This is a genomic window from Marinomonas gallaica, assembly GCF_049821165.1.
GTDB classification, from domain to species: domain Bacteria; phylum Pseudomonadota; class Gammaproteobacteria; order Pseudomonadales; family Marinomonadaceae; genus Marinomonas; species Marinomonas gallaica.
In genome coordinates this window covers 3,378,400-3,400,624 of sequence record NZ_CP187511.1, presented here as the reverse complement: position 1 = coordinate 3,400,624, position 22,225 = coordinate 3,378,400, and the positions used below count along the sequence as shown (strand labels likewise).

At 45.3% G+C, this 22,225-nt stretch carries 35 protein-coding genes; 23 read left to right on the top strand and 12 right to left on the bottom strand.

Annotated features, from left to right (window positions below):
- Positions 1 to 12: 12 nt before the first annotated feature.
- Genes ACPUEK_RS16080 through ACPUEK_RS16055 form a run of 6 tightly spaced genes read right to left on the bottom strand, consistent with a single transcriptional unit; the run spans position 13 to position 3,233 of the window.
- On the bottom strand, positions 13 to 1,248 hold the full coding sequence (locus ACPUEK_RS16080) for a hypothetical protein (protein WP_425641453.1): 1,236 nt from the start codon (positions 1,246 to 1,248) through the stop codon (positions 13 to 15).
- Positions 1,245 to 1,562 (bottom strand): hypothetical protein, encoded by a 318-nt coding sequence (locus tag ACPUEK_RS16075; protein WP_425641452.1) that lies wholly within the window; start codon positions 1,560 to 1,562, stop codon positions 1,245 to 1,247. The genes ACPUEK_RS16080 and ACPUEK_RS16075 overlap by 4 nt, the downstream gene beginning before the upstream one ends.
- On the bottom strand, positions 1,556 to 2,050 hold the full coding sequence (locus tag ACPUEK_RS16070) for a hypothetical protein (protein ID WP_425641451.1): 495 nt from the start codon (positions 2,048 to 2,050) through the stop codon (positions 1,556 to 1,558). Before ACPUEK_RS16070 ends, ACPUEK_RS16075 begins: the two co-directional genes overlap by 7 nt.
- A 9-nt stretch (positions 2,051 to 2,059) precedes the next feature.
- A complete protein-coding gene (locus ACPUEK_RS16065; protein WP_425641450.1) occupies positions 2,060 to 2,680 on the bottom strand; it encodes a hypothetical protein in 621 nt (206 codons plus the stop codon).
- Positions 2,681 to 2,691: 11 nt separating this feature from the next.
- A complete protein-coding gene (locus tag ACPUEK_RS16060; RefSeq protein ID WP_425641449.1) occupies positions 2,692 to 3,036 on the bottom strand; it encodes a hypothetical protein in 345 nt (114 codons plus the stop codon).
- Entirely contained in the window at positions 3,033 to 3,233 is a 201-nt protein-coding gene (locus tag ACPUEK_RS16055) for a carbon storage regulator (RefSeq protein WP_425641448.1), read from the bottom strand. Before ACPUEK_RS16055 ends, ACPUEK_RS16060 begins: the two co-directional genes overlap by 4 nt.
- Positions 3,234 to 3,304: 71 nt before the next feature.
- Here ACPUEK_RS16055 and ACPUEK_RS16050 point away from each other — a divergent pair, with 71 nt between their 5' ends.
- Positions 3,305 to 3,625, top strand: coding sequence for a hypothetical protein (locus tag ACPUEK_RS16050; RefSeq protein ID WP_425641447.1), 321 nt, complete (start codon positions 3,305 to 3,307; stop codon positions 3,623 to 3,625).
- Between the two features lie 172 nt (positions 3,626 to 3,797).
- Here the strand turns inward: ACPUEK_RS16050 and ACPUEK_RS16045 are convergent, their stop codons facing one another.
- A complete protein-coding gene (locus tag ACPUEK_RS16045; protein WP_425641446.1) occupies positions 3,798 to 4,235 on the bottom strand; it encodes a LuxR C-terminal-related transcriptional regulator in 438 nt (145 codons plus the stop codon).
- Positions 4,236 to 4,380: 145 nt separating this feature from the next.
- On the opposite strand from ACPUEK_RS16045, the gene ACPUEK_RS16040 reads away from it, so the two are divergent.
- On the top strand, positions 4,381 to 4,560 hold the full coding sequence (locus tag ACPUEK_RS16040; RefSeq protein WP_425641445.1) for a hypothetical protein: 180 nt from the start codon (positions 4,381 to 4,383) through the stop codon (positions 4,558 to 4,560).
- Positions 4,544 to 4,852: an STAS-like domain-containing protein gene (locus ACPUEK_RS16035; RefSeq protein WP_425641444.1), complete on the top strand. Its 309-nt coding sequence runs from the start codon at positions 4,544 to 4,546 to the stop codon at positions 4,850 to 4,852. The genes ACPUEK_RS16040 and ACPUEK_RS16035 overlap by 17 nt, the downstream gene beginning before the upstream one ends.
- Here the strand turns inward: ACPUEK_RS16035 and ACPUEK_RS16030 are convergent.
- Positions 4,849 to 5,589, bottom strand: coding sequence for a hypothetical protein (locus ACPUEK_RS16030; RefSeq protein ID WP_425641443.1), 741 nt, complete (start codon positions 5,587 to 5,589; stop codon positions 4,849 to 4,851). The genes ACPUEK_RS16035 and ACPUEK_RS16030 overlap by 4 nt on opposite strands.
- Before the next feature lie 389 nt (positions 5,590 to 5,978).
- Between ACPUEK_RS16030 and ACPUEK_RS16025 the strand changes: the two genes are divergently transcribed.
- Positions 5,979 to 6,191, top strand: a complete 213-nt coding sequence (locus ACPUEK_RS16025) for a hypothetical protein (protein WP_425641442.1) — start codon at positions 5,979 to 5,981, stop codon at positions 6,189 to 6,191.
- Here ACPUEK_RS16025 and ACPUEK_RS16020 read toward each other — a convergent pair.
- Positions 6,150 to 6,413: a hypothetical protein gene (locus tag ACPUEK_RS16020; RefSeq protein WP_425641441.1), complete on the bottom strand. Its 264-nt coding sequence runs from the start codon at positions 6,411 to 6,413 to the stop codon at positions 6,150 to 6,152. The genes ACPUEK_RS16025 and ACPUEK_RS16020 overlap by 42 nt on opposite strands.
- 127 nt (positions 6,414 to 6,540) lie before the next feature.
- Between ACPUEK_RS16020 and ACPUEK_RS16015 the strand changes: the two genes are divergently transcribed.
- From ACPUEK_RS16015 to ACPUEK_RS15960, 12 genes are all read left to right on the top strand, one after another.
- On the top strand, positions 6,541 to 6,819 hold the full coding sequence (locus ACPUEK_RS16015; RefSeq protein WP_425641440.1) for a hypothetical protein: 279 nt from the start codon (positions 6,541 to 6,543) through the stop codon (positions 6,817 to 6,819).
- Positions 6,820 to 7,139: 320 nt separating this feature from the next.
- Entirely contained in the window at positions 7,140 to 7,430 is a 291-nt protein-coding gene (locus ACPUEK_RS16010) for a hypothetical protein (RefSeq protein ID WP_425641439.1), read from the top strand.
- A complete protein-coding gene (locus ACPUEK_RS16005; protein ID WP_425641438.1) occupies positions 7,427 to 8,218 on the top strand; it encodes an AP2/ERF family transcription factor in 792 nt (263 codons plus the stop codon). Before ACPUEK_RS16010 ends, ACPUEK_RS16005 begins: the two co-directional genes overlap by 4 nt.
- Positions 8,215 to 8,499, top strand: a complete 285-nt coding sequence (locus ACPUEK_RS16000) for a hypothetical protein (protein WP_425641437.1) — start codon at positions 8,215 to 8,217, stop codon at positions 8,497 to 8,499. Before ACPUEK_RS16005 ends, ACPUEK_RS16000 begins: the two co-directional genes overlap by 4 nt.
- Positions 8,496 to 9,413 (top strand): hypothetical protein, encoded by a 918-nt coding sequence (locus tag ACPUEK_RS15995; RefSeq protein WP_425641436.1) that lies wholly within the window; start codon positions 8,496 to 8,498, stop codon positions 9,411 to 9,413. The genes ACPUEK_RS16000 and ACPUEK_RS15995 overlap by 4 nt, the downstream gene beginning before the upstream one ends.
- 10 nt (positions 9,414 to 9,423) lie before the next feature.
- Positions 9,424 to 9,777 (top strand): hypothetical protein, encoded by a 354-nt coding sequence (locus tag ACPUEK_RS15990; protein ID WP_425641435.1) that lies wholly within the window; start codon positions 9,424 to 9,426, stop codon positions 9,775 to 9,777.
- 4 nt (positions 9,778 to 9,781) lie between these two features.
- A complete protein-coding gene (locus ACPUEK_RS15985; protein WP_425641434.1) occupies positions 9,782 to 10,126 on the top strand; it encodes a hypothetical protein in 345 nt (114 codons plus the stop codon).
- Positions 10,123 to 10,503 (top strand): hypothetical protein, encoded by a 381-nt coding sequence (locus tag ACPUEK_RS15980; RefSeq protein WP_425641433.1) that lies wholly within the window; start codon positions 10,123 to 10,125, stop codon positions 10,501 to 10,503. Before ACPUEK_RS15985 ends, ACPUEK_RS15980 begins: the two co-directional genes overlap by 4 nt.
- A gap of 151 nt (positions 10,504 to 10,654) precedes the next feature.
- Positions 10,655 to 11,524, top strand: a complete 870-nt coding sequence (locus ACPUEK_RS15975) for a hypothetical protein (RefSeq protein WP_425641432.1) — start codon at positions 10,655 to 10,657, stop codon at positions 11,522 to 11,524.
- Positions 11,524 to 12,171, top strand: a complete 648-nt coding sequence (locus tag ACPUEK_RS15970) for a hypothetical protein (RefSeq protein ID WP_425641431.1) — start codon at positions 11,524 to 11,526, stop codon at positions 12,169 to 12,171. Before ACPUEK_RS15975 ends, ACPUEK_RS15970 begins: the two co-directional genes overlap by 1 nt.
- 106 nt (positions 12,172 to 12,277) lie before the next feature.
- Positions 12,278 to 12,793, top strand: coding sequence for a hypothetical protein (locus ACPUEK_RS15965; RefSeq protein WP_425641430.1), 516 nt, complete (start codon positions 12,278 to 12,280; stop codon positions 12,791 to 12,793).
- Positions 12,786 to 13,940, top strand: coding sequence for a tyrosine-type recombinase/integrase (locus ACPUEK_RS15960; RefSeq protein WP_425641429.1), 1,155 nt, complete (start codon positions 12,786 to 12,788; stop codon positions 13,938 to 13,940). Before ACPUEK_RS15965 ends, ACPUEK_RS15960 begins: the two co-directional genes overlap by 8 nt.
- Here ACPUEK_RS15960 and ACPUEK_RS15955 read toward each other — a convergent pair.
- The 3 genes from ACPUEK_RS15955 to ACPUEK_RS15945 form a co-directional block, all read right to left on the bottom strand.
- Positions 13,937 to 15,070, bottom strand: a complete 1,134-nt coding sequence (locus ACPUEK_RS15955) for a hypothetical protein (RefSeq protein ID WP_425641427.1) — start codon at positions 15,068 to 15,070, stop codon at positions 13,937 to 13,939. The two genes, ACPUEK_RS15960 and ACPUEK_RS15955, sit on opposite strands and share 4 nt — an antisense overlap.
- A complete protein-coding gene (locus ACPUEK_RS15950) occupies positions 15,067 to 15,219 on the bottom strand; it encodes a hypothetical protein (RefSeq protein WP_425641426.1) in 153 nt (50 codons plus the stop codon). The genes ACPUEK_RS15955 and ACPUEK_RS15950 overlap by 4 nt, the downstream gene beginning before the upstream one ends.
- Positions 15,220 to 15,359: 140 nt before the next feature.
- Positions 15,360 to 15,626 carry a hypothetical protein gene (locus ACPUEK_RS15945; RefSeq protein WP_425641425.1) on the bottom strand — a complete coding sequence of 89 codons (267 nt, stop codon included), beginning with the start codon at positions 15,624 to 15,626 and terminating at the stop codon, positions 15,360 to 15,362.
- A 164-nt stretch (positions 15,627 to 15,790) separates the two neighbouring features.
- Here ACPUEK_RS15945 and umuC point away from each other — a divergent pair, with 164 nt between their 5' ends.
- The 7 genes from umuC (at position 15,791) to ACPUEK_RS15910 (ending at position 22,223) form a co-directional block, all read left to right on the top strand.
- Positions 15,791 to 17,065: a translesion error-prone DNA polymerase V subunit UmuC gene (umuC, locus tag ACPUEK_RS15940; protein WP_425641424.1), complete on the top strand. Its 1,275-nt coding sequence runs from the start codon at positions 15,791 to 15,793 to the stop codon at positions 17,063 to 17,065.
- Between the two features lie 92 nt (positions 17,066 to 17,157).
- On the top strand, positions 17,158 to 18,204 hold the full coding sequence (locus ACPUEK_RS15935; protein WP_425641423.1) for a hypothetical protein: 1,047 nt from the start codon (positions 17,158 to 17,160) through the stop codon (positions 18,202 to 18,204).
- A 445-nt stretch (positions 18,205 to 18,649) separates the two neighbouring features.
- Positions 18,650 to 18,943: a phage holin family protein gene (locus tag ACPUEK_RS15930; RefSeq protein WP_425641422.1), complete on the top strand. Its 294-nt coding sequence runs from the start codon at positions 18,650 to 18,652 to the stop codon at positions 18,941 to 18,943.
- Positions 18,940 to 19,458, top strand: coding sequence for a hypothetical protein (locus tag ACPUEK_RS15925; RefSeq protein WP_425641421.1), 519 nt, complete (start codon positions 18,940 to 18,942; stop codon positions 19,456 to 19,458). Before ACPUEK_RS15930 ends, ACPUEK_RS15925 begins: the two co-directional genes overlap by 4 nt.
- Positions 19,455 to 19,616, top strand: a complete 162-nt coding sequence (locus ACPUEK_RS15920) for a hypothetical protein (RefSeq protein WP_425641420.1) — start codon at positions 19,455 to 19,457, stop codon at positions 19,614 to 19,616. The genes ACPUEK_RS15925 and ACPUEK_RS15920 overlap by 4 nt, the downstream gene beginning before the upstream one ends.
- A gap of 140 nt (positions 19,617 to 19,756) precedes the next feature.
- On the top strand, positions 19,757 to 20,308 hold the full coding sequence (locus ACPUEK_RS15915; RefSeq protein ID WP_425641419.1) for a hypothetical protein: 552 nt from the start codon (positions 19,757 to 19,759) through the stop codon (positions 20,306 to 20,308).
- Entirely contained in the window at positions 20,259 to 22,223 is a 1,965-nt protein-coding gene (locus tag ACPUEK_RS15910; protein ID WP_425641418.1) for a phage terminase large subunit family protein, read from the top strand. Before ACPUEK_RS15915 ends, ACPUEK_RS15910 begins: the two co-directional genes overlap by 50 nt.
- Positions 22,224 to 22,225 lie beyond the last annotated feature (2 nt).

Sequence of the window (22,225 nt, the reverse complement as noted above, 5' to 3'; positions counted from 1 at the left end):
ACGATATTATATTCAACCCTCTTCATCCATCAATTTGACCAGTTCCGTTGGTAAACGGTGGTCTTTCCAGTTGATGTCGTTCATATCGATCTTGCTGATGTCTAGCCCCGCAGCAACTTGCAGGGGCTTGGATGCTTCATGGCCATCAATGTAGTGATCGGTCATTTCTACCGTTGCGTGGCCAGCTAGAGCCATGATGTATTCTTTCGGATGACCGGCCTTAAAATACAGCATGATGCCTAGTGCGCGGATGTCGTGAAACGATGGCCGTTGTTTTGGTTCTAAATGATCGTATGCCCCGCTTAAGTCACGGTATTTCTTAAAATGCTTAGTTAAGTAATCTGGTAATACAGCGAATGGATGAGGCTTTGCCGCGATGTCGCGCCGATCGCGTCGTTCAGGGCGGCAGTGAATCAGATATGGGCAATGCGTTGGGCTGGTGATTGCACTGTGAACCGCCAGCCATAAAGGCCCACCCATTTTGATGTTTAAATGAACCGGTGCTTTGTAGTTACGTGTTTTACGCTGGAGTACTCGGATCGATCGAGTCTGTATGTCGATATCCCGAGCGATCTGGATTTCAGTTAAGTCGCTGCGGCGCTGTAGGCTATAAAGCCCAATGTCCATGGCACGCTTTAACCAATCCGGTGCAACTTTGTAGATCTTACAGTAGCCATCCCATGTGTGACGCTGGCGAATACGTGCGTCGGGCTCTTGGGCCTTTAACTGATCGGCAGGGTTGATATCACAGTAGCCTGCGTTAATGGCATAGCGAAAAATCTCACGCATAAGCGGAGCATGCTTTTGTTGCGCATGAGGCGTTTTGGTTTTAAGTAAATTGTTTAGGTCAAACGTGCGCATGTCTTGTACGCGGATTTTAGACCACATTTCCATGTATTCGACTAACTTGCCCAGTTTGATGGATACCGTGTTTTTGGCCTGTTTTTTGTTTTCCAGAGCAGTAAGTAGTGTTTGCTTATACTCATCTAGCACCTGCGACATGGGTGGGTTACTAGGGTTGTAGGTGCGTAACTCTTCTGCGCGTTTCGTGATGCGATTAACCAGTGAGTCTTTATCCGTCAGTGCGATATTAAGTGCCGTGGCCGCATCCACTGCAACCGCGTCACCAATGTTTTTGCCTAATGACTCCAACTTGCCATCCGGCATCTTGTAGTAATAATACGTCCCGCTTTTGTTACGCATGATTTTTAAGTTGCGAGCGAGTCTATTAGGTCTTGGTGGGTTCATCTTAGCTCCGTACCTTTCTTGATTTCGTGCTTTAATAAGATTGCATCAGCGAGTGGATTGCCCGTCGTTATCTGATCTATACGCCTTTCTTTCGGTTTCTCTGGCGTGTCGCCGTGATAACCATACGCAGGTTCCCCGTCAGGCAATACCCATACAAACCATAGTTTCCCTTCTAGTTCCCCTGGTAACTCACCCGCTTTAAGTTGTTTGCGTAGTCGACCCAATTCTTTCTCGGGCTCCATAAAATGCTGCTTTGCATAATCACGCAAGCGTTGCTTGCGTGGCCACTTTGGCTTCATTCCATCATTTACCATGCTTTACCTCCTAGTGAAGGGCGGTCTGCAATAATGGCACGCATCGCGGCTTGTGCCGCACTTTGACCACGACTGATCCGAATACCATAGGTTTGCTCTTCTTCTTGTGAGTCCTTTGTTTTACGGTTATTCCGCAATGCTTGTTCTTGCTCGGGCGTAATGTTTTGCATCAGCGTGTAATGCGTAATGTTCAATTCTGTGAACGTCGCGTTGATGCCAAGCCCTCTTTCGATGGCGTCGTCTACGGCGGCGCGTAAACCTTCCGGTGTTTCCAAGCCTTCTTTTCTAGGCAAAGGCGTTCGGCCTTTGTGCTTTAACTTATCCTTGTTGATCAATAGGGCAGTCATTTGCTCTGGTGTGGCTAAGCGGCGGAGGCGTTTTAATCCAATGCCGATTTCATGTGCAGCACCGTAAGGGCTTCGGCCCGCGTCGATCATGGCGGGGATTTGTGCTGATACCTGTTTATCTGTCATAAGTTTAAGAGTCATTTTCATCACCTATGCTGCCTGTTGCTTTGTTATTTCGTCATAGCGTTTGATGACGTCAACGATCGCATAGCAGACCCAAAGGTACTGATGGGTATACTCGGTGCAGTCGTATTCATAGAAGCAATCAAACTGAAAGTCATGTTTGTTAAAGCGGCTGATAAACTCGTCTGCTTCTTCCTTGTATTCGATGTGCTCTATGTCCATAGCGATCGCGATACGAATCTCTTTGTTCAGGATGATTTCGGCTTCGTCTTCCAAGTCGTCGAGCGGATCGAGGTTGTTTTCAATAAAGCGGCATACCTCGCTACGAAACTCATCAGCTGACCACTTCTTGCCATACTCAGAGCCGCGCGGCTCTGCAACGAGCTTCTCACCCCAGTAACCAGTGTTGATATCTTTGCCACGGAAAAACTCGAACATATCCGGCGTGCGTGTAAACACGTAATCGCCCATATCACCGGTAACCGCTAAATAGCCCGGCCAAGTGGTGATGTTGATCGCATAGATAGAAGAGCCTTTTTCGCCAAAGCGCATATGCCGATATAGGCCATCATCTTTCAAAATGGTTAGCTCATGATTAACGGTGTCTTTGCTAAAGTTATCGAATGCTTTTTGTGTTGTGTCTTTCATGGTTTGTCTCCTTACATTCCGGCCGCTTGTTTCGCGACAACATCGGGTAACACGATGAATGCGCTGGGTTTCTCTACAAAGACCAGTTTCACCGCCTGCGCATGATTGGTTGAGTGCTCGCAACGGATCAGCATTTGGCCTAGCTGAAAAGCATGGCCGTCTAGGCATTCCCGTTTATGTCTGCCAGCACCGCCGCCCATTACAGAGGTACTGATTTCTATGGTGTTGCACTGGCCGCGCACAGTTAACTCTCGATCAATGATCTTCAAGCGAAAAAGAGGGTGCTGCTCTTCATCAAGAACGATAAGTGCTCGACCTGGATAAAGCGTCTTAATGTATGGATGTACCTCGCTCATGCTGCGGTCCCTTTTTTCATAGGCTTGCCAATCAGCTCATCACGCACGATCGCCACGCTTTTTGGGGCGTCAATCGCATAGGCGACCTGTGAACCCAGCTTTGGGCGTGCCCCGATGTGAACGACCGTTGCCTCTGTGCTCGGCGGTACCGTGATGGTGATGCCCTCGTTAGGGCGACGCGTAAGAACTAATGACATGATGTAACTCCTTGTTGAGCTTCGTGCGTTCCTTTAGGGTTGAGTTTCCAACCAAAAAGTAAGGAAGGCTTATGCAAGTTAAAGTTTCGTTTGTTATCAAAACTGATATATCGATCAAGCATTTAAAAACCATTCACTCTGGTTTTATTGAACTTGAGCACATGCCTCGTGTTGGCGAGACATTTAAATTCCCTGCCTTGTTTAATGAGTTCTCTAAACGCTTTCCCGATATCATTGAGCCTGAGGGCGTCATTTTTGATTCAGGTGTAGATCTCGTCGATAACCAAGGCGGTGATTCGTACCTAGTTGTTTATATCCCCACCAGTCGCAGCAGTGAGCGCCGGTTGGCCGACGCTAGGCGTTCGATTCTTGAAATTAACGGTTGGCTCTAGGCGATTAACAAAGCTTTCTAGTTTCTCCAAAATCTCTCGAAGTTCTGCTGACTCGGGAGATTTAAAAGTGCAGACACAGTCATAAGCGTTACTTATTCCCTCCTGTGCAGTTACTAGGTGCTCTAGAAATTTCGCTGCCTCATCAACGTACTTAAGGTTCATATCTCTTCTCCTATCCAAAAACGATCTCTGAAAGCTCACGACGGCCACCGCGTACTCTGATTGTGCGGGTCGTGCGAGTGGTGTGGTGTCGTGCCAGCTCTATGTCTGCACTGTTGAAAAAAGGCGTATCGAGCACAGTCGTCACCAGCGCGGCAAACATCATGGCGATCGCAGTCGCTCTGTGTGTGGTGCGGCTGATTTCGGCTGGCTCGATACGAAACTGAAGATCACCAAGGGCAATGGCCGTTGCTACCGCTTGCGTCAGATTACTGGCGCCGTAATGGCGAATGGCTTTGGTGTGGTGATCTCGAATGGTTGGCTCTGTGCGACAAATAGTTCGCGCAATCTCCTTGCCCTTCATGCCTTGTGCCGACATAGCGAGGATCTCAAGGGCGCGTTTGCTTATCTGAGCGGTGCTGTCGCAGGGGGTAAACGTAATGTTTCTCATGTCGGCCTCTTGCCTAAGTGTTTGTGTTGACTGAAATATAGTATTAAGTAGTATATGTAGTCAACATAAGGAATAAATAAAAATATAAACAAATATACTGTATATGTGTACAGTATATTTGTGGTTTTGGTGGGTAGGTTGCGAGATGGAGGTAGTCTTGCGGGAGGAAGAGAGGTTAAATGATCAAAGGGAAGAGTTGGCAATTAAGCTGGCTAAAGCTCAGTTCGATGGCGATCGCGGTATGATTGCTTACTACCAAATTTTAATTGGTTTGATTGATCAAGATATTGAGGCCCTAGAAGATGTTGATGCTGAAGTTGAGTGATTACATGCGTTACCCAGGTCCGAGATATAAGAAACTAGGACCAGATAGTGGAGAAATGCTCCGCGACGATATTATTTGGCCTTTGTTCGCGAAAGATCACGATTTGGTGATTAACTTGGACGTTAAGGGGTTTGGTTCATCGTTTTTAGATGAAGCGTTTACTGGGCTGGTTTTGAACTACGGATTGAAACGATCTGATATTGAGTTCTTGTTAGAAAACCTGATGTGTGAAAGTGACTGCACTATCGTAGAAGAGATTAGGGAATATATAAATAATGTGCTGAGTGATTAGTCATCACTCAGCTTTAGGTGCATCATTAGCTGCTCGTACACTCTAGAAAAATCAACGGCATCATCCTCAGGTGCTCTATCTTCCTGAATTGAAATGCGTGCATTATATAACTGACAAATTGCAATTAAGCTTGCGTACAGTTCTTGAGAATGCATTTTTCGACCATCCGCTTCGACAGACGAGACCAGTTCTTTTGCGGTTCTAAGAATTAAGTCTGTATCAATCTTATTTGTCTGTGGCGTTTGGTTTGGCTCTTTGTCCAAAAAGCCATTTGGTAACGAAAGGGCGTACTCGATCTGACGGGCCGCTTGGCTGCCAATACGCTTTTTACCATTGAGTGCATAGCTCAACCAGCTTGGGCTAAAGCCTATGCGTTCCGCTACCGCATTCCTTGATATCTTTTCGTTGTACTCTAATGCCGTAACTTGTCTTTCTAAGGACTTTCTTCGCCATTGGTACACCCATGAGTTGTCGAACTCATCTTGATCCATGTCTGCAACACGCATCGCGTCATCAAGGCTGACGTCTAGTAGTGTGCATATCCCTCTCACTTCGTGAAAAAGAAATGGAGTCTTACCAAGTAAACGTCTGTTTAATTGATCCATTGAAATGTTTAAATGCTCCGTAATATCGGAGCGCTCGAAGCGCGATGCATCAACTAAGCGTTTTATTGCTTCGGACACGCGCAGTGCGTCGTCCTTCCCCTCTGTAGTGGGCCTCTTTTTATCGGCGGTCATTTACTCATCTCTGTTTAGTTGTCAGTAATCGCCATTTTTTAATTAATATACAGTTAATTAATTAGTGAGCAATTCTATTACTAATTTTCCTAAATGACACCTTAGGGGTCATATTTGAGCTTTTTCGGTCAATTCGATCGTTTTTTAGGAGAGTTTTAAGAGACTGTGAAATGTGCGAAATTTGCAGGGCGGTTTGTTTTGTTCTTTTTATTCTCTAAAAACTAGACTCAGTATGTTATTTTGTTCTACTATCGCTGGTGTCGCTACTATAGATATTCATGGTTTTTGAGAGAGAATGTGAATTTTTGTGGCAAAAGACCTCAATAGAGGTGCTCCCTAGGCCCGCTGTGAAGCGCCCCGACGGAGCAGAGTAGAGTAAGGAGCATGATATGAGTAAGCCACAACCAAGCGTTGCCAGTGTTCAAGTTAGCTTAGAAGGTCTAAGCGCGAACCTTTGGAGTACGGTTGCCAAGCTTTCCGATGCAGGTTTACGTGATACGGAGGTGTTTCGCCAGTTGGATGCAACCGGCGAAATGGTAGATGGTCTGGTGAAAAGCCTATCAGCTATCTCCGTTCCAACCGAACTCTTTAACCAGAAATGATCTGGTATGCTCGCCAAAGTATGGCTCGCATCGTATTAATGGCGTCAGCTCATTGTCTTTGAGTGTGTATTCCACCTCTCTGACGATGACTGTGGTAACACCCTGCAAATAGCCGCCATCTTGTTGCAGGTCTAATAACTCGCCAAACCTCGGAACAGGGCCTTTTACCGATTCGATGGTTTGAGTAAGCGCGTTATTTTTTGTATAGATCTCTATGATCATGCATTCCTCCTTGTGGGGGTGAGTAAGTGAAATTCATCCAATACTTGGATGCAAAAGACCACGTTATGTGGGCTCTTAGTCGGCACGCTGTGAAGCGCCCGAGCAGAGTTGGAAAGGGGATGTCCTTGTGAAGCTACCACGCCCATTTGGGTTCAGTCTATTAGCTAATAGTCGTCGTGGTAGTGGAACGACTGACCCGCATTTGAGATTGACCCAATCAAACGAAGCTGCATTGCACGCCCCTTCGGGGGCTTTTTTAATCAAGCAGCTCATGAGCTGGGACGATCCAGAACTTTGTAGGCTGGTTGATGCGATCAATCAGCAATTCGGACAACTAGGAGACACATCAATACAAGAGACTAGGCAAGATGCCGACTCGCTAGAGAAGATATTAGATCAACCTTGAGTTGATGTATCTGTGATTTTTTTGACAGGTACAGAGCTATGAGTAATAATTTGAACGTTGCTGCAAAATCAGCACGCTGGATTGCCACCCAGTTTAATTCTCCCAAGGGCCGACGAACCGCCCATGACAGCGGTTTTTTTTCGTCTGCTGCTCGCTCACGCCTGTCTGATTTATGGACGGTGGGGCGACTGTGCCATCTTCGGATGGGCAGGTCTACCTTGGGAGCCTGTTGTGGTAACACAGTCGTCAAACCACCGTCCACCCAATTCCTGAAATTACCACTTCAGCTGGGTGGCTCTAAAATCCTAAGGAGTCACATCATGGCACAATTGCGCCTATTGGTTGACGATCGCCTAAGCGTTTACGCTAAGCGAGTTCGCAACGCTATCAAACTACTGCCTGTTTTCGGCGGTTCCCCTCGCATCCTGTTGGACGAACAGGAGATTTCCCAATTATCCAAGATTTCTGTTGATAAGGTTCGCCAAGCTATCAAAGAGCTACAGCGCGAAGGTTATCTGGCCCGTATGTTTCAGGGTCGCCGCTCCAAATCCAATGTATACGCCTTGCTGAATCCTTCCATGACGGGCGATGCGATGGAGGTTTGGGCATGAAATACGACTTTACACAAGAAGAGCTTCTCGAAGCGTTCGAATACCTACCTGAAACGGGTCAACTGCGTTGGAAAATAGGTACTTTGGAAGGCCGAATTACAGGGCATATTGGTGCATATGGTTATACTTTTCTGACTTTTAAGGGAAAAAAGAGATTCGTGCATCGCATAATATTTCAGATGCATAATGGCTGGCTTCCTGAACAGTTGGATCATATTGATAGAGACAAATCTAACAATAGAATTGAAAATCTAAGAGCCGCTACTAACGCTGAAAACATGAGAAATCGCGGAACTCTAAGTAGTGACAAAAATAAACATAAGGGAGTTTATAAATACGGTAACGCAAAATCTTGGTCAGCTGAAATTTTTGTGGATTACAAAAGAGTTCGTTTGGGTAACTTTGATAGTGAGATCGCGGCGGCTGCAGCTTATAACAAAGCAGCGCTGGAACATCATGGTGAATTTGCCTGTTTGAATGATGTGACTCTATCTGATTCTGAAATTGAAAAAAGCAGAGTGGTTTCTAATTATGGCAAAAAAGGCTATATGGCTGGATTGCCGAAGAAGAGACCCCGAGATTTATTGAAATGGGGCTTCTTGGGTATCTACAAGCGAGGCAATCGCTTTCGTGCTGGTATCAAAGTCAATGGAAAGCACAAGTATTTAGGTTCCTTTAAAACAGCGGAAGAAGCTGCTCGTCGCTATGACGTTGAGGCCATCAAACTCCATGGCGATAAAGCGAATCTTAACTTTCCCCTAAATGAAGCGGCTGGGGGTGATGTATGAAGCAGATAATTTTCATCAATCAGCAGAAGGCTGTTGAATGGGGGTTAAACTTCTCTCAAGCGGCTGTGTTTTCGCACCTTTATGAAGTTGCCAAAGGTAAGCAGTACGAATGCATGATTAGCTACAGCGGAGTGGTTTCCGAATTGCCGGCAGTCGTTGATAAGCCTGATACGGCCTATCGCTTAATTCGCCAGTTGGCCAAGCTTGAGCTGATTTCCCTTGAGTGCTACGAAGGTTATGCGCACTTCACATTGCTTGAGAAAGCGAGGGGGTGGAAGTGAGTATAACCCCAGCTGTGGCGGCCATTGGTCGCCTTGGCTTCACTGGTAATGTGACGCCTAAAATTTGGTACAAGCAAATCTCATTGCCTTCTGGTCGCCCTGATCATAAGGCCATTACTCTATTGTCTGAGATTCTGTATTGGTACCGCCCGACTGAGATTCGTGACGAGCATACTGGTCAGGTTGTCGGCCAACGCAAAAAGTTTTCAGACGATAAATTACAGCGCTCTTATCAGTCGTTTGCAGATGATTTCGGTATGACGAAGCGTGAGGTGCAGGACTCTCTGAAACGCTTGCGTGACGCTGGTTTGATTACTCTTGAGCTACGTTCTAAGACTATTGGCGGTAATTATTACTCAAACCTGCTTTTCATTGAGCCTGTTGCTATCGAAATCGACCGCATTACGTTTCCGAATGTTGGTGAGGGTATTACACCTAACTGTAATACCTCCTCCGAAAATTCGGAGGAGGTCCCACGTGAAAATGTAGGAGGGGTTACGTCGAAACGTGGGACGTATACAGAGATTACTCAAGAGACTTCTCAGAGAAGTAATTTAGATATTTTGTCTGATTCGGATTCTGCTGACGTAACACCCCACCCGCAACCAGAACCGAATCCAAAACCAAAATCAAATCGTGCTTCTGGCGTACCGGAAGATTTCTTGGTCGATCAGCGCATGTTGGATTGGCTGACCGAAAATCAAATCACGACCGACTGGCGAACCGAAACCAGCAATTTCCTTGATCACCACCGGGCCAAAGGTTCGAAGATGGTGGATTGGGTTGCTTCGTGGCGAACGTGGATGCGCAACTCAATGAAATTTGCCCGGCCAGCGGCTCAGGTGCCAGCACCGCCGACGGCTAAGGTTCAAGTCAGCGACAGCTTGTCGAATATTCACGATACCGATTGGTGAGGGGGTTGCGATGCACGATTTGTTTGATGATTTGCCAACAGCTGAGACAGCGTATCGCGAAGCAGCGAGCCACGCACACGATCTGGCAAGCTGGAAACCGAGCCACCCAGTGGTGTACGAAGCGGGCCGCCGCATAGGGTTCTACAAACTGCGCCGCCGTGACACTGGCGGAGGCAAGCGCGCCTTTGAACGTGAATTCAAAAAGGTATGCGACGCATGGCGACGAGGCGAACGCTTCCGCCGCGAAGTGATCGAGCCAAGAGTCACCACCGGCCGCGAGCGATTGAGCGAACAGGAACGCATGCACCGACAGCAGATCGGGCAAACATGTATTCGGGAACTGAAAGCGATGTTGGGGAGGTAGCGGGATGGAGTCAGTAACATTGAAGGCTTTGCAGTTTTATCGCAAGGATGTCCAAAAGCAGTACGACAAGGTTGATGCGATCGTGAACGGTAACCACGTTGAGCAATGGATTGCGGTGCGTAAGCAGTTTGCTGAACTGGTTCAAGGTAAACCGCTTGGAGAGCTTGGCAAAGCTGAGCTTGAGCAAATGCACCAGCTGGCTACAGAGGAAAAACGATTAGCTAGGCTCGTTAAGGCGAACAACTCGAAAAACAGCGGGAAGTGGTGTGATCTTAAAATTGAGCTAGAAGAGATCGACCGTGAGATTGCGAATATCAACTGGCGAATGAGCATGAGGAATGCGGGATGAGTATGTTTAAAAAGTATTTTAGTGCGGTAAAGCGTGTGGATGACCTTGAGGCAGAGGTAGCCGACCTGAGGGACCGCTTGTCTGTTGCTCAGGCTAAGCTAGCGAATGAAGCTTTGCGAACGCTTGAACGCAAAGTTCAGGGGCATTCTGGGAAAGGTTCGAACGGGCCACTGTATCCGATTAACCCCGAAGTTTATGAAGCGTGGGTCATTGAGTCGCAAGAGGGGCACTTCTCTTTTAGACGGCTAATCAACGGGCGGATCAATGAAAGCTACCGCCCGATGGATCAAGACGAGGCGACGCTAGCGGCCACGGCTATTATTCATGGTTTTCAACCACCACGTCGCCTTTATCGTTTAGATAAACCGACTGGTTGAGTGGCGATACTGACTTTCTATTAGCTATGAATGGCTAATATTGTTGATTTAGCTATATGCGGTTAAATGCAGGGAAATAGTCTGATTTCGATTATAGAGTTTGTTGCACTCTTTCTGCTACTTTAACTAGTAGTTGGTAAAAGGAGTTTGTATGGAAAGCAACAACGTAATGATTCTGAAGTATGAGGGCGGTTTAACCGATCATCATGTTATTGATGCGGTGCGTTTTGGCCAATCAATACAAGGTGTGGGGAAACTCTATTCGTCAGTTGGACATTTTCTGTATACCGGAAGTGTTCTAAAGCCGCGTCAATTATCAATGGTACGTGTACATGCTACGGAAAGCGGTGCAGGTTGTTATGAAATTGGTGCAATGCTTGCGGTGGTTGGTGCGACTCAAGATATGTTTTTTACTGATAGTGTGAATGCCTATCGATGGCTCATGGAGAAGATCGTTCACTTGATCCATGGTGAGGGGACTGGTCGAGCAGACTATGAGAAGACAGCAGGTGAGATTATGGACAAAGCAAATGAAGATAAGGCAGTAAGTGAAATACTGGCTCATGGTTTAGTTGCTGCAAATAGTGAGCAAAAAGTTATCCAGTCTGAGTTGATTGCAGCTCTTAGGGACCTTGCTATGAGTAATCAACCGGCTTTAAGGCAAGCAGTCGCGCCAGTTGGACGGGATTGCAATACCTTGACCCAGCTTGGATCGATTAAAACAACTGAGGCGGATGCCGATGCCATTCGCTCAAAAGAGGATTTAGAAGTGGGTGATATGCAAGAGTATCGCTGTGAAAGGATTAGTAGCTTAGATACTGAAACAGGCTCATGCAAACTGAAGATTGAAGGTATTGAAGGCGTGATCTCGGGTAAGATCAGTGATCCTGTTCTGTTTATTCCACATAATCTATATTCGCAAGCACTCGATATGCATTCGCCTTTAATTATCAGTGCTAAGCCGCTCTTGAAAGACGGTGCGATTTGTAAGTTGTATATTGCAGATGCTAAGGCGGTCTAATGAGTATGCGTTTAGAGACTGTTTGGCTTTGGATTAAAGTATGCCAGCATTTTTTCAGGATTGTTGGTGGTGTGTTTTTTATGTTGGCTATCGTGGCCGCGCTTTTATGGTTTAGTGATACATCAAACAATAAGGCGGAGCCGATTGTTGTAATGCTGGGGCTGATCAGTTCATTGTTTTTATCTCTGCCCTCAATCGCAGAATATTTTTTACCTAATAGAAAGCCGGTTAGGCATATGACTCTCGGTGAAATATTGGAATTTATTCCTAAAACTAACCCAGATGACCACTGGAATGGCATATCGAGAAGTTGGACTAGTGAACGTTTTCTTAAAGAAGATCCTCGTCTTCGTTTTAGAGCTAAGTTTGTTGATGATGGCATTCAAAATGAAGACTATAAAGACGAGTGGGCTAATAAGCATCCAAACCCAAGCGCTATAGGGTATTGGTATGAGTTGTATTATGATGGAGCATATTTAGATCGTTTTATACTTGTAGACATTGATGGAAACAAAGCAAGTATTCCACCGCCTTGTTACAAGACAGGAAAAATAAAAAAGCTCGATTATCATGTGGCAAAAATATTCGACTCTAGAGAAACGGTGGATGAATATATTCGAAGGTCAGGCTTAGAAGTAGAGGACTAAATTACTCTTAATAGGCTACGCGGTCTGCTAGCCTGTATTAATAAGCATGTTTCCGAAGCATGTTTATTAATACACACATCATCGTCGTGATGACGAGGAGACTACAATGCGTTGGATGAATCGCAATAAACCGCAATCACTTGGCGGTATTTCGTGGGCGGTGTTAGACCGTCACCTTTCTTATCTTGTTAGTTCGGCTTTAGATGCTGGCTGGCATGGTCAAAGTAACGCCGGCACTATCTGCGATATGCTGGAATCGGGCGTGATGCCTGACTTTCAGGGCGGGGGCAACTCAAATGCGAAGATGATTCGCGAAGTTGAGAAGCTGACCACCTCCGATAGTAAGCTTGGTTACCTATTTAGCGATCTTACCGATATGCAGCGCTTATGTCTGTTTGCTGCGGCGTTGGCCGATGGCCGTAAGAATGAGTGGGGCGAGGCTCCATCCAATGCAGCGATCTGTGCCATGTTGCCAGGCTATGCGGCAGAGCTTCGTTTAAAGGCGCCGCACAAGACACTGCGACCTGAAAACTTCGCCAATCATGTGGCGGCGGGGCGTTCGGCTTTTATTAAGCGTGTTGAGCAGGAGTTAGCTGGTCGCGGTATTAAGCTCTATGAGTAAGCGCATCACAGATACGTTGATTAAGGCGACGCTTGCTGCAGGTGATCGTGAATGGCTATTTGATGATCGTCGGGTGGAATTTCGTGCCAATGCCCGTCGATCGGGCGGTACCTTTTATGATGTGCGTTATGTGGGAAAGCGTAAGGTACGCAAACCATTGGGTAAGTGGCCTGCACTGAAAGCTTCCGATCTATTCAAACGTTTGAGTGAGATACGGGCGCAATTACTCGCGGGCCAGCGCTCGACTTTAAAGGTGGATGGCATCTTAGAGTGTGATTCGCTGTTGCTTTGGTTTGCGGATCACATCGAAGCGGATAAGTCATTTTCCGAGGGTTACGTTGATGTGGCTCAGTCATTTATCAGTAATCATTTATTGGATGCTTTTGCTGGAGTGAAGCTTGGCGAGTTGTCTAGGGCCATTGTGTATAAGCGACTCTATATGCCCAAGCAGGATGCTATGGCGGTTTCTACTATAAAGACGATGTGGGGCGTTTTAAAAAGAGCGTGCTCATTAGCGGGTAAGCTGGAGTTGATCGCCCGTGACCCCTTGGCGGGTGTAGGCTGGCGAGACTTTACCAATGCTAAGGAAACACGCCGATCGGGACGGATTAAGCCTTATCAGTTACCAGAGCTAGCCGAACATATTAACGACTCACAGTACTGGCATCGTTTGTTCTTTATTATGCAGCTGTGCCACGCCACTCGGATTGAAGAAACCAGCCTGGTCGAATGGTGTCATATTTCCCTTGATGATGGGATTTGGTATATCCCTGCAGAGAACACGAAAACAGGTGTTGAACACCGGTTGCCACTGGCCCCTGCAGTGGTTGAGTTGCTACGAGATGCCAAGGGCAAAAGCAAAGGGCGCTTTATGTTCTCCCAGTCCGGTAAGAAGCCAACCCACACCTCAACAATCAGCCGCTGGTACCAGCAGTTGTCTAAAGATTTTGGTCAGAAGTTCACGTCACACGATATGCGCAAACTCGCTCGGGACTACTGGCAAGAGATCGGGGTGGATAGTCGAGTGGCTGAATCGTTGCTTAACCACGCGCAAGGCGATCTGGAAGGCAGATACCAGAGCCGCTACGCATGGCCATTGATGAAAGAAGCGGTGGATGGGATTACTAGAGAGCTGACACAAGCTTAGATTTTTGCGAATCTCTCCAATCTTCTATTGGCTTCATTCTCAAGATTTTCATAAGAAAGACTAGCATGATAGTTAAGTAGCTTTACTTGACTATCGCTGTAATATACATTCTCTATGTTGAAATTAAGTGCCTTAATACTATCTTTTAACTTTTTGGTTAGTCTATAGAAGTGATCTTTTTCAGCTTGGCTTTCATAAATGCTATTAAAAATAATTCTATGTCGTATGATTTTTTCTTTAAGCTCTTTTACTTTTTCTTCGACTTCGTCCATTTGATTTATTGCTTCTTTAAATTTATTACGTTCAGAATCTTCTTCTTCAGTGATTGTCTCGTCACTAAAAATATTAGGGGGCTGTTTGATAAATCTATCAGGATTTGTGTAATAGAGTGGGAAGCTTAATGAATCAATGAACTTCTCTTTTTCATTTTTTAGGTTTTCTTCAATAAAAGTTGAAATATTTAAATAACTTTCTTTATTAAATGTTGAGAAAAATATCAATGTGGAAGTTTCATTAATGCTGAGTAGTGTGGATAATATTCCTTTATTGATACCTATCTTTTCTAATGATTTCTCTATAAATGAAACAGTATTTAGAATTGTTTTTTTATTTTCATTGGTAAAGGTTTTTTTAGGTTCGGTTAAATCCCGGCTAATTTTTATATCTAAGTTGCCTCTTATTTTATTGAACTCATTCATGAATATATTGAAGAAAGCATCTTGTCTTTGTCCTTCAATTGTTTTCTTTTGTTCTCTAACTTCGTCGTGAGTTTCTTGTAACTGTTTTTTTTGAGATTCTAGTGTTTTGTATTGTAGAGCTACTGTGATTACTAATAATATCGTTCCGAATGAGCTGAAAAATGAAGTCGTTACTCCAAATGAATCACCGAATTGAGCTATTTTTTCGATGTTGTCGCTATGTAGTGCTTTCGTTTTAGATTCTATAAAATAAAAGTAAGCTATAAATAATATTAAAAAAAGTGAGGCTAATAATGTACAGAAAAAAATATCTAGCTCACCTTTTTTTTTGTATATATTGAAGGTGATTAGGATGATTGCAGCTAAAGGTAATAATGACCATACAGCAGCGGGTATGCTACCTAAAAATGAGGTGATGTCAGAAATGTTCAATGTGGTTTCTCCTTGGTGAGCTTACGTAACTTGTCTTGCAGCTCTTCAATCTGATCGATGACTATGTGTTGGTGGTCTTCGGGGATTTCTGAAATATCTTGGAAGGTGACTTGCTCTAGATCCTTAAGCAGCTTTAGTAGTTGTTCCATCTTCGTTCCTCCATGAACTGAAATTGAGCACTGAGTGTAGCTGGGGAGGAAAAGTACGTCTACTGACTTGGGTTAAGTAAATGGTTTCTTTGAATACAGAGAAAAGTAAGCCCAGTTTGACTGGGCTTGTGGAGTTGGCATTATTTTTCTAGATCGAATATTTCTTCCAGCTCACGCTTGATGCGGTGGTACTCGCCCATCGCTTCATTACTGAAGTAAATATGTGCAGGAACACCGCTGCTTAGCACCAGAATGATACCTTTTTTGATTTTGCCTTCATCGAAATCAACAAAAGAAAAAGCTTCTATTTTGTTATCAGCAACATAGATAGTTTCGCCCATAGGTAGATCATAGAAGATCAGTTCAATGCCTTCTTGTTGATGGATTGCAATTACTTTGCGGCTCATGTTCATCCTTACTAGTTTAAATTGTTCGGCAATAAGTTATGGAGCCTAACTCAGGCAAATCAAGTTCTCGGCTTGGTTATACTTGTTATCAATGAGTAATCGCACTGGAAGGGATGATAGAACTGAAATATACTGGTTATTTATACAGTAAATTTTGGTGTTTTATGGGTCATTCTGTCTTTGCTCTGGTTGATTGCAATAATTTCTATGCGAGCTGTGAAAAGCTGTTTCGACCTGATTTGAGGTGTAAGCCAGTCGTCGTTCTATCGAACAATGACGGCTGTGTCGTTGCTCGATCTAAAGAGGTGAAAGCACTGGGAATAAAGATGGGGGTTCCGATCTTTCAAATACGTGATGAGATCGAGCAGCATGGCATCGTGTGTTTTTCCTCGAATTATGCGCTGTATGCAGACTTGTCGAGTCGGGTTATGTCTATCTTGGAAGAGGAAGCCCCAAGGGTAGAGATCTACTCTATCGATGAGGCGTTTATGGATTTGACTGGTGTTGCTCACACAGTCGATTTACTTGAGTTTGGTCGTAAGGTGAAGGCGAGGGTGGATCAGCATGTTGGTATTACTGTGGGGATAGGGATTGCACCGACTAAGACATTGGCAAAGTTGGCGAACCATGCCGCTAAGAAGTACCCCGCGACAGGGCAAGTCGTTGACCTTATGAGCCCAGCCCGTCAGCGCCGTTTGATGGCGTTGGTGGATGTGGGTGATGTTTGGGGTGTTGGCCGTCGTATAACGGAAAAGCTGAAAGCGCGAGGTATTCATACGGCCTTGAATCTAGCGGATGCTGACCCAAAAACGATTCGTCGTGAGTTTTCAGTGGTGTTAGAGCGAACCGTTCAAGAGCTCAATGGTATTTCGTGTTTGGAATTGGAGGCGCTTGCTCCAACGAAAAAGCAAATCGTCTGCAGTCGTTCATTTGGTCAGCGCATTACTGAGAGGTCAGAGTTACGTGAGGCGGTGGCAAAGTATATGTCACGGGCCGCTGAGAAGTTACGCGGTGAAAAGCGCTTGGCCAGAGTGGTGCAAGTGTTTGTTAGAACTGGCGTGTTTAATTCTAGTGACCCTCATTACTCAGGGTCTCTATCTGTTGAGCTACCTAACCCCACTGATGATACGAGAGACTTACTGGAAGCGGCGGACGTGTTGTTTAGCCGTATCTATAAAGCGGGTTATCGCTACGCGAAAGCGGGCGTGATGCTGACCGATTTTTACGAACACGGCACCTATCAGCATGATTTGTTTCGCGGATCGTTCGAGCGCAAACAGTCAAAAGAGCTGATGGGCGTGCTTGATCAGATTAATCATAGCGGTTTAGGGAGTGTGTTCTTTGCTTCACAGGGGACCAGCCCACAATGGGCCATGAAGCGAGAACACTTGTCACCCGCTTATACGACACGTTGGGAGGAATTGCCGGTTGTTAGATAGGAAGCATTGCTTCGAGGGTAACTCAAAGATATATTTTGATCACTTTTAGATTGAATTCGCGGTTCTATATCTCAACATAAGGATTTTTGTTCATGGACAATAATATTTTAAGCTTTTTAAACTCTGATTTCTTTATATCTTCATTACAAGCATTTGCCTTAACTATTTTTGGTGCATGGGTTTGGGATACATTTCTGCGAGTTAAGAGGCGATATAGTACTCAACGAGCGGATAGGAAGAGCCAAAAAAGCTTTGCTAGTTACAACCCGGCTGACGATGGTCTTATTAAATTAAATCAATGGTCACTGTCTCACCCTTTAAAAAGGCGTAATCACAAAGTTATTGTTGATCCACAAAGACCTAGCCAAGGATTCATTCCGTCTGAAAAGTTAACGCTTGAATCAGAGAAGCTTCAAAAAGCAGGTTATTCTGGTGATATATGTTATTTGACAGGCGTACAAATAGATCATAATGAGAGTGTTGCTGGTAGAGTTTTTAGTTTAAAGGTAACTCCTTGTGATTATTCAGAGCATATTGCCGCTTGTAAGATAGTAGGATCAGATGACAAAACTAGGAATGAGATCATTTCTCGTATGAGAGACAATCCATTTAAATATTTATCCAATCCGGTCCCCTCAAATATTTTTGTAAATGTTGTTGTTTTAAGTCGTGAAAATTTTCTTGCGGTTAGACGATCTAGGTCAGTAGAGACAGCTAAGGATGAATGGGTTCCAGGTGTTGCTGAAACAATGAAAATCAAAATCGATTTGCCTGGTGATGAGGAGGACTTATTTACATTGTCGCGTAGATGTTTAAAAGAAGAGTTAAACCTTGATGAAGATATGTACGGAGAGATCAATATAGCATGGTTTGGGTTAAGTGAGCTGACTCTTGGTGCAATAGCGATTGCTGTAGTAGAACTAAAAGATGATATTACTGAAATGTATGTTGAAGATTTAGCCAGCAATTCTCATAGTTCTTATGAACAAGATGGTTTCAAGTGGTTTCCCTTAAATGAAGCAAAACTAACTAGTTTTATTGATGGTACTGATAAAGATCTATCTAACATGAGATGGATTAATTTCACAAAGAAAAGCCTTATCGAAGCTTTGAGATTTAAAACTCTTTTTAGACTATGATGCCTGAAACTCCACTTCAGGCCATTACCTATTCCCATTAGACGTTATCTTTCTTTTGCTAAGCTGTACGGATAGTCATCCGTGCAGCTTAACAACCACATCCCCAAGTAGCCCGTAAGTTAGATTCTTTTGTGTTCATTTTGTGTTTCCCTTCTTTTAATTTCCGTCACAATACCGTCACAATATTGCATATTGTATTAGCTTTAAAGTCTTTTGTGCTGTGGCTTTGCGGTCTGTTGCGCAAGTTTCCTATTAAGATAATTGCATTCGCATTTCGCGCGCGTGACGCTTGAATACCTATGAATTAGCGAGTACATTTTGTCCATGCTGTGATTTTTGTGTTCACGGCAAACAAATCAACAGAACCCAGCCCATGTGCTGGGTTTTGCCGTTTCTGGGCCTCGCTTTCTGCGGGGCTTTTTCGTTTCTGGACTGGACGCACCCTATGAAATTCCTACCGGATGAGCTTCTACAAACAGCGGCATTCGTATTGGTCGGTGTGCTAGGTGGAGCTGTGAAATATCTTCGTGACTTTCAACTAAATGCTAAAAAATTCTCGTTAATTCATATGCTTATCGCTGTTTTTACCGGTGGTTTCTTAGGCATGTTGACGTTCTTTCTGTGTGCATCCATGAGTATGCCGCCAGCTATGACAGGCTTTATGGCTGGTGTTGCAGGCCTTATGGGAGACGAAGCCATCAAACTCTTTATAAGCCGTTTTAAGCGAGATCTACCATGAGCATTAATCTTGAACAGTTACGCCAATACATTGTAATTCCAACGCTTTCAAGCCTTGGCATGTATAGCAAAGCCGCGGAACAGCTGGTGATGGGCACGATCACTCAGGAATCAGATGGCACGTTCTTGAAGCAAATTGGCGGCGGTCCAGCGCTTGGCATTATTCAGATGGAGCCAGCGACGCATAAAGACATTTGGTTGAACTTCCTAAAGTACACCGATTGCTTATGTGGCGATATTCGAGAGCTGATCAGTGCTGAGGCCGATGAGGCCTTTGATTCGCGTGGATATCCAGACGAGTTAGAGCTGATTTCAAACCTGAAATATGCCGTGGCAATGTGCCGAGTTCACTATTGGCGTAAGCCTCAACCCCTTCCAAATTCTAATGATATCAATGCGTTAGCAGAGTATTGGAAAGAGCATTACAACACTTTCAAAGGAGCTGGCACTGTTGCTCAGTTCGTTAAAAACTTTCCGGCTGAGCTGTACGGATTAACACTGGAGAATGTCTCATGACAATTAAAGACAATGCTAAGAAAGCGGTCGCAGTAGCGGCTAAGAACAAGCTGGCTACAACCGTGATTGGTTTAGCTGTGACGGCTGCAACTGGTGTGGCATTGCCTGAGCCTGTGACATCGGCACTGGCAGCGTGGGTAATGAGCCTGTTTGGTTAGTAGTTACTATCAGTAAAAGCGGGTCCTTTTGGGGCTTTTGGGTCGTTACGGGTGCTCTAACCGCGGGTTCTCAGTATTTATGAAATTTTTGAATTCCTAGGTTGTTGTTTGGTCAGGTTGGCGAAGTTGGTGTATTTGGTATGTCTAAGTCTAAAAAAGAGCTTGGGCTCGTCAATAAAACTACCCTCGTTAGCAGTCTAGGAATCAGCTCGCAAGCGTTCGACAAATGGGGCGTAAACGCCCGTGAGAAGCGGGGCCGCGAGAATTTCTATGCTGTATTTGATGTGGTGCAAAACCGTGTCGATAACGCCACCCAAAACCTGCAGAAAACCAGCCCCAAGAAAGGGGCTAAAAATGCGCAATTAGACCAACTAGATGAAGACCTTTTGCGAGCTGAGAAGCTCCGAGAGGAAATCCGCGCGCTCACTCTGAAAAATGACATTCTCGAATCCAAGTCGATGCCTGTTGACTTGGTTTTTGATGTGCTTGCTTCGATCGTCACAGAGCAAGTCACCATCCTTGAGACGCTGCCCTTATTGATTAAGCGTCATAACTCCGATTTACCCAGCCACGTTATCGAACAGATACAAAAAGCAATCTCGCAAATGAGCGCAGTGGCTGCGACCCTTGAGGACAAACTGCATGACAAAGTTGAAGATCTTGTCACCGCAGCAGAGGGCAAAATTAAGTGAGGCAATTGAAAAAGCGTTCAGTCTTTTCAAAATCAAAGAGCCACTGACTGCCGTTGAGTGGGCTGACAAACACTTTTACCTGTCCGCAGAGTCCAGTTACATAAAGGGCAAATGGAAAACACGCCCGTACCAAGTCGCAATTCTGAACGCGATGGGTCATGCCGATATTGAAGAGGTCAATTGGGAAAAGTCAGCCCGTGTTGGTTATACCAAACTGATTGTCGCGGCGATCGGTTACTTCATCGAGCATAAAGGGCGGAACATTGCACTTTGGCAACCGGATGATGGTGCCCGTGATTCATTCAGTAAAAAACACATTGATTCAATGATTCGTGATGTTAAACCGGTGCGGTCAATATTCCCGTGGTTTAACGCTAAGCATAAAAATAACACGATCGCGTCGAAAGTATTCGAGACGCAAAACCAGATTTATTTACTCGGTGGAAAAGCCGCCAAGAATTTTCGCGAAATCTCCGTCGATGTCGGTATTTATGACGAGCTGTCCAAGTTTGATAACGATGTCGAAAAAGAAGGTTCACCCTTATCGCTGGGTGATAAACGTTTGGAGGGCTCGGTATTTCGCAAGTCGATCCGAGGTAGTACGCCGTCTGAACATCTAAGTGATGAAGTGCCGTGCTTAATTCATGAAGCGGCCAGCAAAGCTGATCACTACATGCGGCGTTATATTCCTTGCCCGCATTGCAAAACGCATCAAGTGTTGATCTGGGGAAAGGGCGGAAGCGAAGGGCTTCGCTTTGACGCGCATGGTTCTGTTGAAGAGCGTGCAAAATCGGTTCATTACATCTGTCAGTCATGCGAAGAGCGCTTTTACTACAAAGACTATTTAGCGGCTGATGAACATGGCTTCTGGGCCAGTGAAGACGGCTTAAAAACCTACGATGGTTATATTTTCTTTGATGAAAATGGTGAAGTTGTCCAGGCGCCGCGCTCAATCTCGTTTCACTGTTGGTCTGCCTATTCGCATGACTCGCCATGGTCCCAGATCGTGCGCGATTGGATTCGGTACCACGGCACCCGCGAAGGTCTAAAAACCTTTATCAATACAACGCTTGGAGAAGTGTGGGTCGATGAAGAAGACGGCTTAAATCACGACGACTTATTCCGTCGCCGCGAGCATTACGCCGCAGAGGTGCCATTTAACGAATGCATTATTACGCAAGCAGTCGATACCCAAGACGACCGGTTTGAGATTGAAACAGTCGCGTGGATTGAAGGCGAAGAGAGTTACCGAGTTAGCTACGAAAAGCTTTATGGCGACCTAACCCAGCCGCATATCTGGAAAACGCTCTACAAGCGATTAACACGAACATTCACCACGCCAAACGGCTCACTGATTGACCCCTCGATTCGCATGATTGACTCGGGCGGCCACTATACCGATCAGGTATACCAGTTCTGTAAAGAGTCGGGTTCTCGTGAGTTTGTGGCGATCAAAGGTGCCAGCCAAAGCGGCAAGCCGATCGTTACATGGCCTAAAAATCGAAACGAGCACGGCGTGTATCTCGCCATGATTGGTACGGATACAGCAAAAGAAACCCTGCATTCTCGACTCGTTCAGACTGTCGAAGCGGAAACGGCTCACGCCGCTGGAATGTTCCATTGGCCAGTGTCTGACGAGTTCCCGAAACAGTATTTCGAGCAGTTACTCAACGAGCGGCGCAAGCTGAAATACATCAAAGGGCGCCCTGAAATTGTTTGGGACGCAGGCGGTCGACGCAACGAGCCATGGGATTTGGCCGTCTATAACCTTGCGGGTATTCGACTGCTGCAGCAGCGTCGCGGTATTGATCTAAGCCAATACAAAAACACCCAGCGCATTGTCGATGAAGACGATGTTGAAGACGAAGAAAGCGGCACACCCACGATCGCCGAAATCATGCGCCGTAGGAAATAAAT

What these genes read in the sequence shown, in the direction of transcription:
- ACPUEK_RS16080 (WP_425641453.1), bottom strand. Translation starts at nt 1,248, where the DNA reads ATGAACCCACCAAGACCTAATAGACTCGCTCGCAACTTAAAAATCATG.
- ACPUEK_RS16075 (WP_425641452.1), bottom strand. Translation starts at nt 1,562, where the DNA reads ATGGTAAATGATGGAATGAAGCCAAAGTGGCCACGCAAGCAACGCTTG.
- ACPUEK_RS16070 (WP_425641451.1), bottom strand. Translation starts at nt 2,050, where the DNA reads ATGACTCTTAAACTTATGACAGATAAACAGGTATCAGCACAAATCCCC.
- ACPUEK_RS16065 (WP_425641450.1), bottom strand. Translation starts at nt 2,680, where the DNA reads ATGAAAGACACAACACAAAAAGCATTCGATAACTTTAGCAAAGACACC.
- ACPUEK_RS16060 (WP_425641449.1), bottom strand. Translation starts at nt 3,036, where the DNA reads ATGAGCGAGGTACATCCATACATTAAGACGCTTTATCCAGGTCGAGCA.
- ACPUEK_RS16055 (WP_425641448.1), bottom strand. Translation starts at nt 3,233, where the DNA reads ATGTCATTAGTTCTTACGCGTCGCCCTAACGAGGGCATCACCATCACG.
- ACPUEK_RS16050 (WP_425641447.1), top strand. Translation starts at nt 3,305, where the DNA reads ATGCAAGTTAAAGTTTCGTTTGTTATCAAAACTGATATATCGATCAAG.
- ACPUEK_RS16045 (WP_425641446.1), bottom strand. Translation starts at nt 4,235, where the DNA reads ATGAGAAACATTACGTTTACCCCCTGCGACAGCACCGCTCAGATAAGC.
- ACPUEK_RS16040 (WP_425641445.1), top strand. Translation starts at nt 4,381, where the DNA reads ATGGAGGTAGTCTTGCGGGAGGAAGAGAGGTTAAATGATCAAAGGGAA.
- ACPUEK_RS16035 (WP_425641444.1), top strand. Translation starts at nt 4,544, where the DNA reads ATGCTGAAGTTGAGTGATTACATGCGTTACCCAGGTCCGAGATATAAG.
- ACPUEK_RS16030 (WP_425641443.1), bottom strand. Translation starts at nt 5,589, where the DNA reads ATGACCGCCGATAAAAAGAGGCCCACTACAGAGGGGAAGGACGACGCA.
- ACPUEK_RS16025 (WP_425641442.1), top strand. Translation starts at nt 5,979, where the DNA reads ATGAGTAAGCCACAACCAAGCGTTGCCAGTGTTCAAGTTAGCTTAGAA.
- ACPUEK_RS16020 (WP_425641441.1), bottom strand. Translation starts at nt 6,413, where the DNA reads ATGATCATAGAGATCTATACAAAAAATAACGCGCTTACTCAAACCATC.
- ACPUEK_RS16010 (WP_425641439.1), top strand. Translation starts at nt 7,140, where the DNA reads ATGGCACAATTGCGCCTATTGGTTGACGATCGCCTAAGCGTTTACGCT.
- ACPUEK_RS16005 (WP_425641438.1), top strand. Translation starts at nt 7,427, where the DNA reads ATGAAATACGACTTTACACAAGAAGAGCTTCTCGAAGCGTTCGAATAC.
- ACPUEK_RS16000 (WP_425641437.1), top strand. Translation starts at nt 8,215, where the DNA reads ATGAAGCAGATAATTTTCATCAATCAGCAGAAGGCTGTTGAATGGGGG.
- ACPUEK_RS15990 (WP_425641435.1), top strand. Translation starts at nt 9,424, where the DNA reads ATGCACGATTTGTTTGATGATTTGCCAACAGCTGAGACAGCGTATCGC.
- ACPUEK_RS15985 (WP_425641434.1), top strand. Translation starts at nt 9,782, where the DNA reads ATGGAGTCAGTAACATTGAAGGCTTTGCAGTTTTATCGCAAGGATGTC.
- ACPUEK_RS15980 (WP_425641433.1), top strand. Translation starts at nt 10,123, where the DNA reads ATGAGTATGTTTAAAAAGTATTTTAGTGCGGTAAAGCGTGTGGATGAC.
- ACPUEK_RS15975 (WP_425641432.1), top strand. Translation starts at nt 10,655, where the DNA reads ATGGAAAGCAACAACGTAATGATTCTGAAGTATGAGGGCGGTTTAACC.
- ACPUEK_RS15970 (WP_425641431.1), top strand. Translation starts at nt 11,524, where the DNA reads ATGAGTATGCGTTTAGAGACTGTTTGGCTTTGGATTAAAGTATGCCAG.
- ACPUEK_RS15965 (WP_425641430.1), top strand. Translation starts at nt 12,278, where the DNA reads ATGCGTTGGATGAATCGCAATAAACCGCAATCACTTGGCGGTATTTCG.
- ACPUEK_RS15960 (WP_425641429.1), top strand. Translation starts at nt 12,786, where the DNA reads ATGAGTAAGCGCATCACAGATACGTTGATTAAGGCGACGCTTGCTGCA.
- ACPUEK_RS15950 (WP_425641426.1), bottom strand. Translation starts at nt 15,219, where the DNA reads ATGGAACAACTACTAAAGCTGCTTAAGGATCTAGAGCAAGTCACCTTC.
- ACPUEK_RS15945 (WP_425641425.1), bottom strand. Translation starts at nt 15,626, where the DNA reads ATGAGCCGCAAAGTAATTGCAATCCATCAACAAGAAGGCATTGAACTG.
- umuC (WP_425641424.1), top strand. Translation starts at nt 15,791, where the DNA reads ATGGGTCATTCTGTCTTTGCTCTGGTTGATTGCAATAATTTCTATGCG.
- ACPUEK_RS15935 (WP_425641423.1), top strand. Translation starts at nt 17,158, where the DNA reads ATGGACAATAATATTTTAAGCTTTTTAAACTCTGATTTCTTTATATCT.
- ACPUEK_RS15930 (WP_425641422.1), top strand. Translation starts at nt 18,650, where the DNA reads ATGAAATTCCTACCGGATGAGCTTCTACAAACAGCGGCATTCGTATTG.
- ACPUEK_RS15925 (WP_425641421.1), top strand. Translation starts at nt 18,940, where the DNA reads ATGAGCATTAATCTTGAACAGTTACGCCAATACATTGTAATTCCAACG.
- ACPUEK_RS15920 (WP_425641420.1), top strand. Translation starts at nt 19,455, where the DNA reads ATGACAATTAAAGACAATGCTAAGAAAGCGGTCGCAGTAGCGGCTAAG.
- ACPUEK_RS15915 (WP_425641419.1), top strand. Translation starts at nt 19,757, where the DNA reads ATGTCTAAGTCTAAAAAAGAGCTTGGGCTCGTCAATAAAACTACCCTC.
- ACPUEK_RS15910 (WP_425641418.1), top strand. Translation starts at nt 20,259, where the DNA reads ATGACAAAGTTGAAGATCTTGTCACCGCAGCAGAGGGCAAAATTAAGT.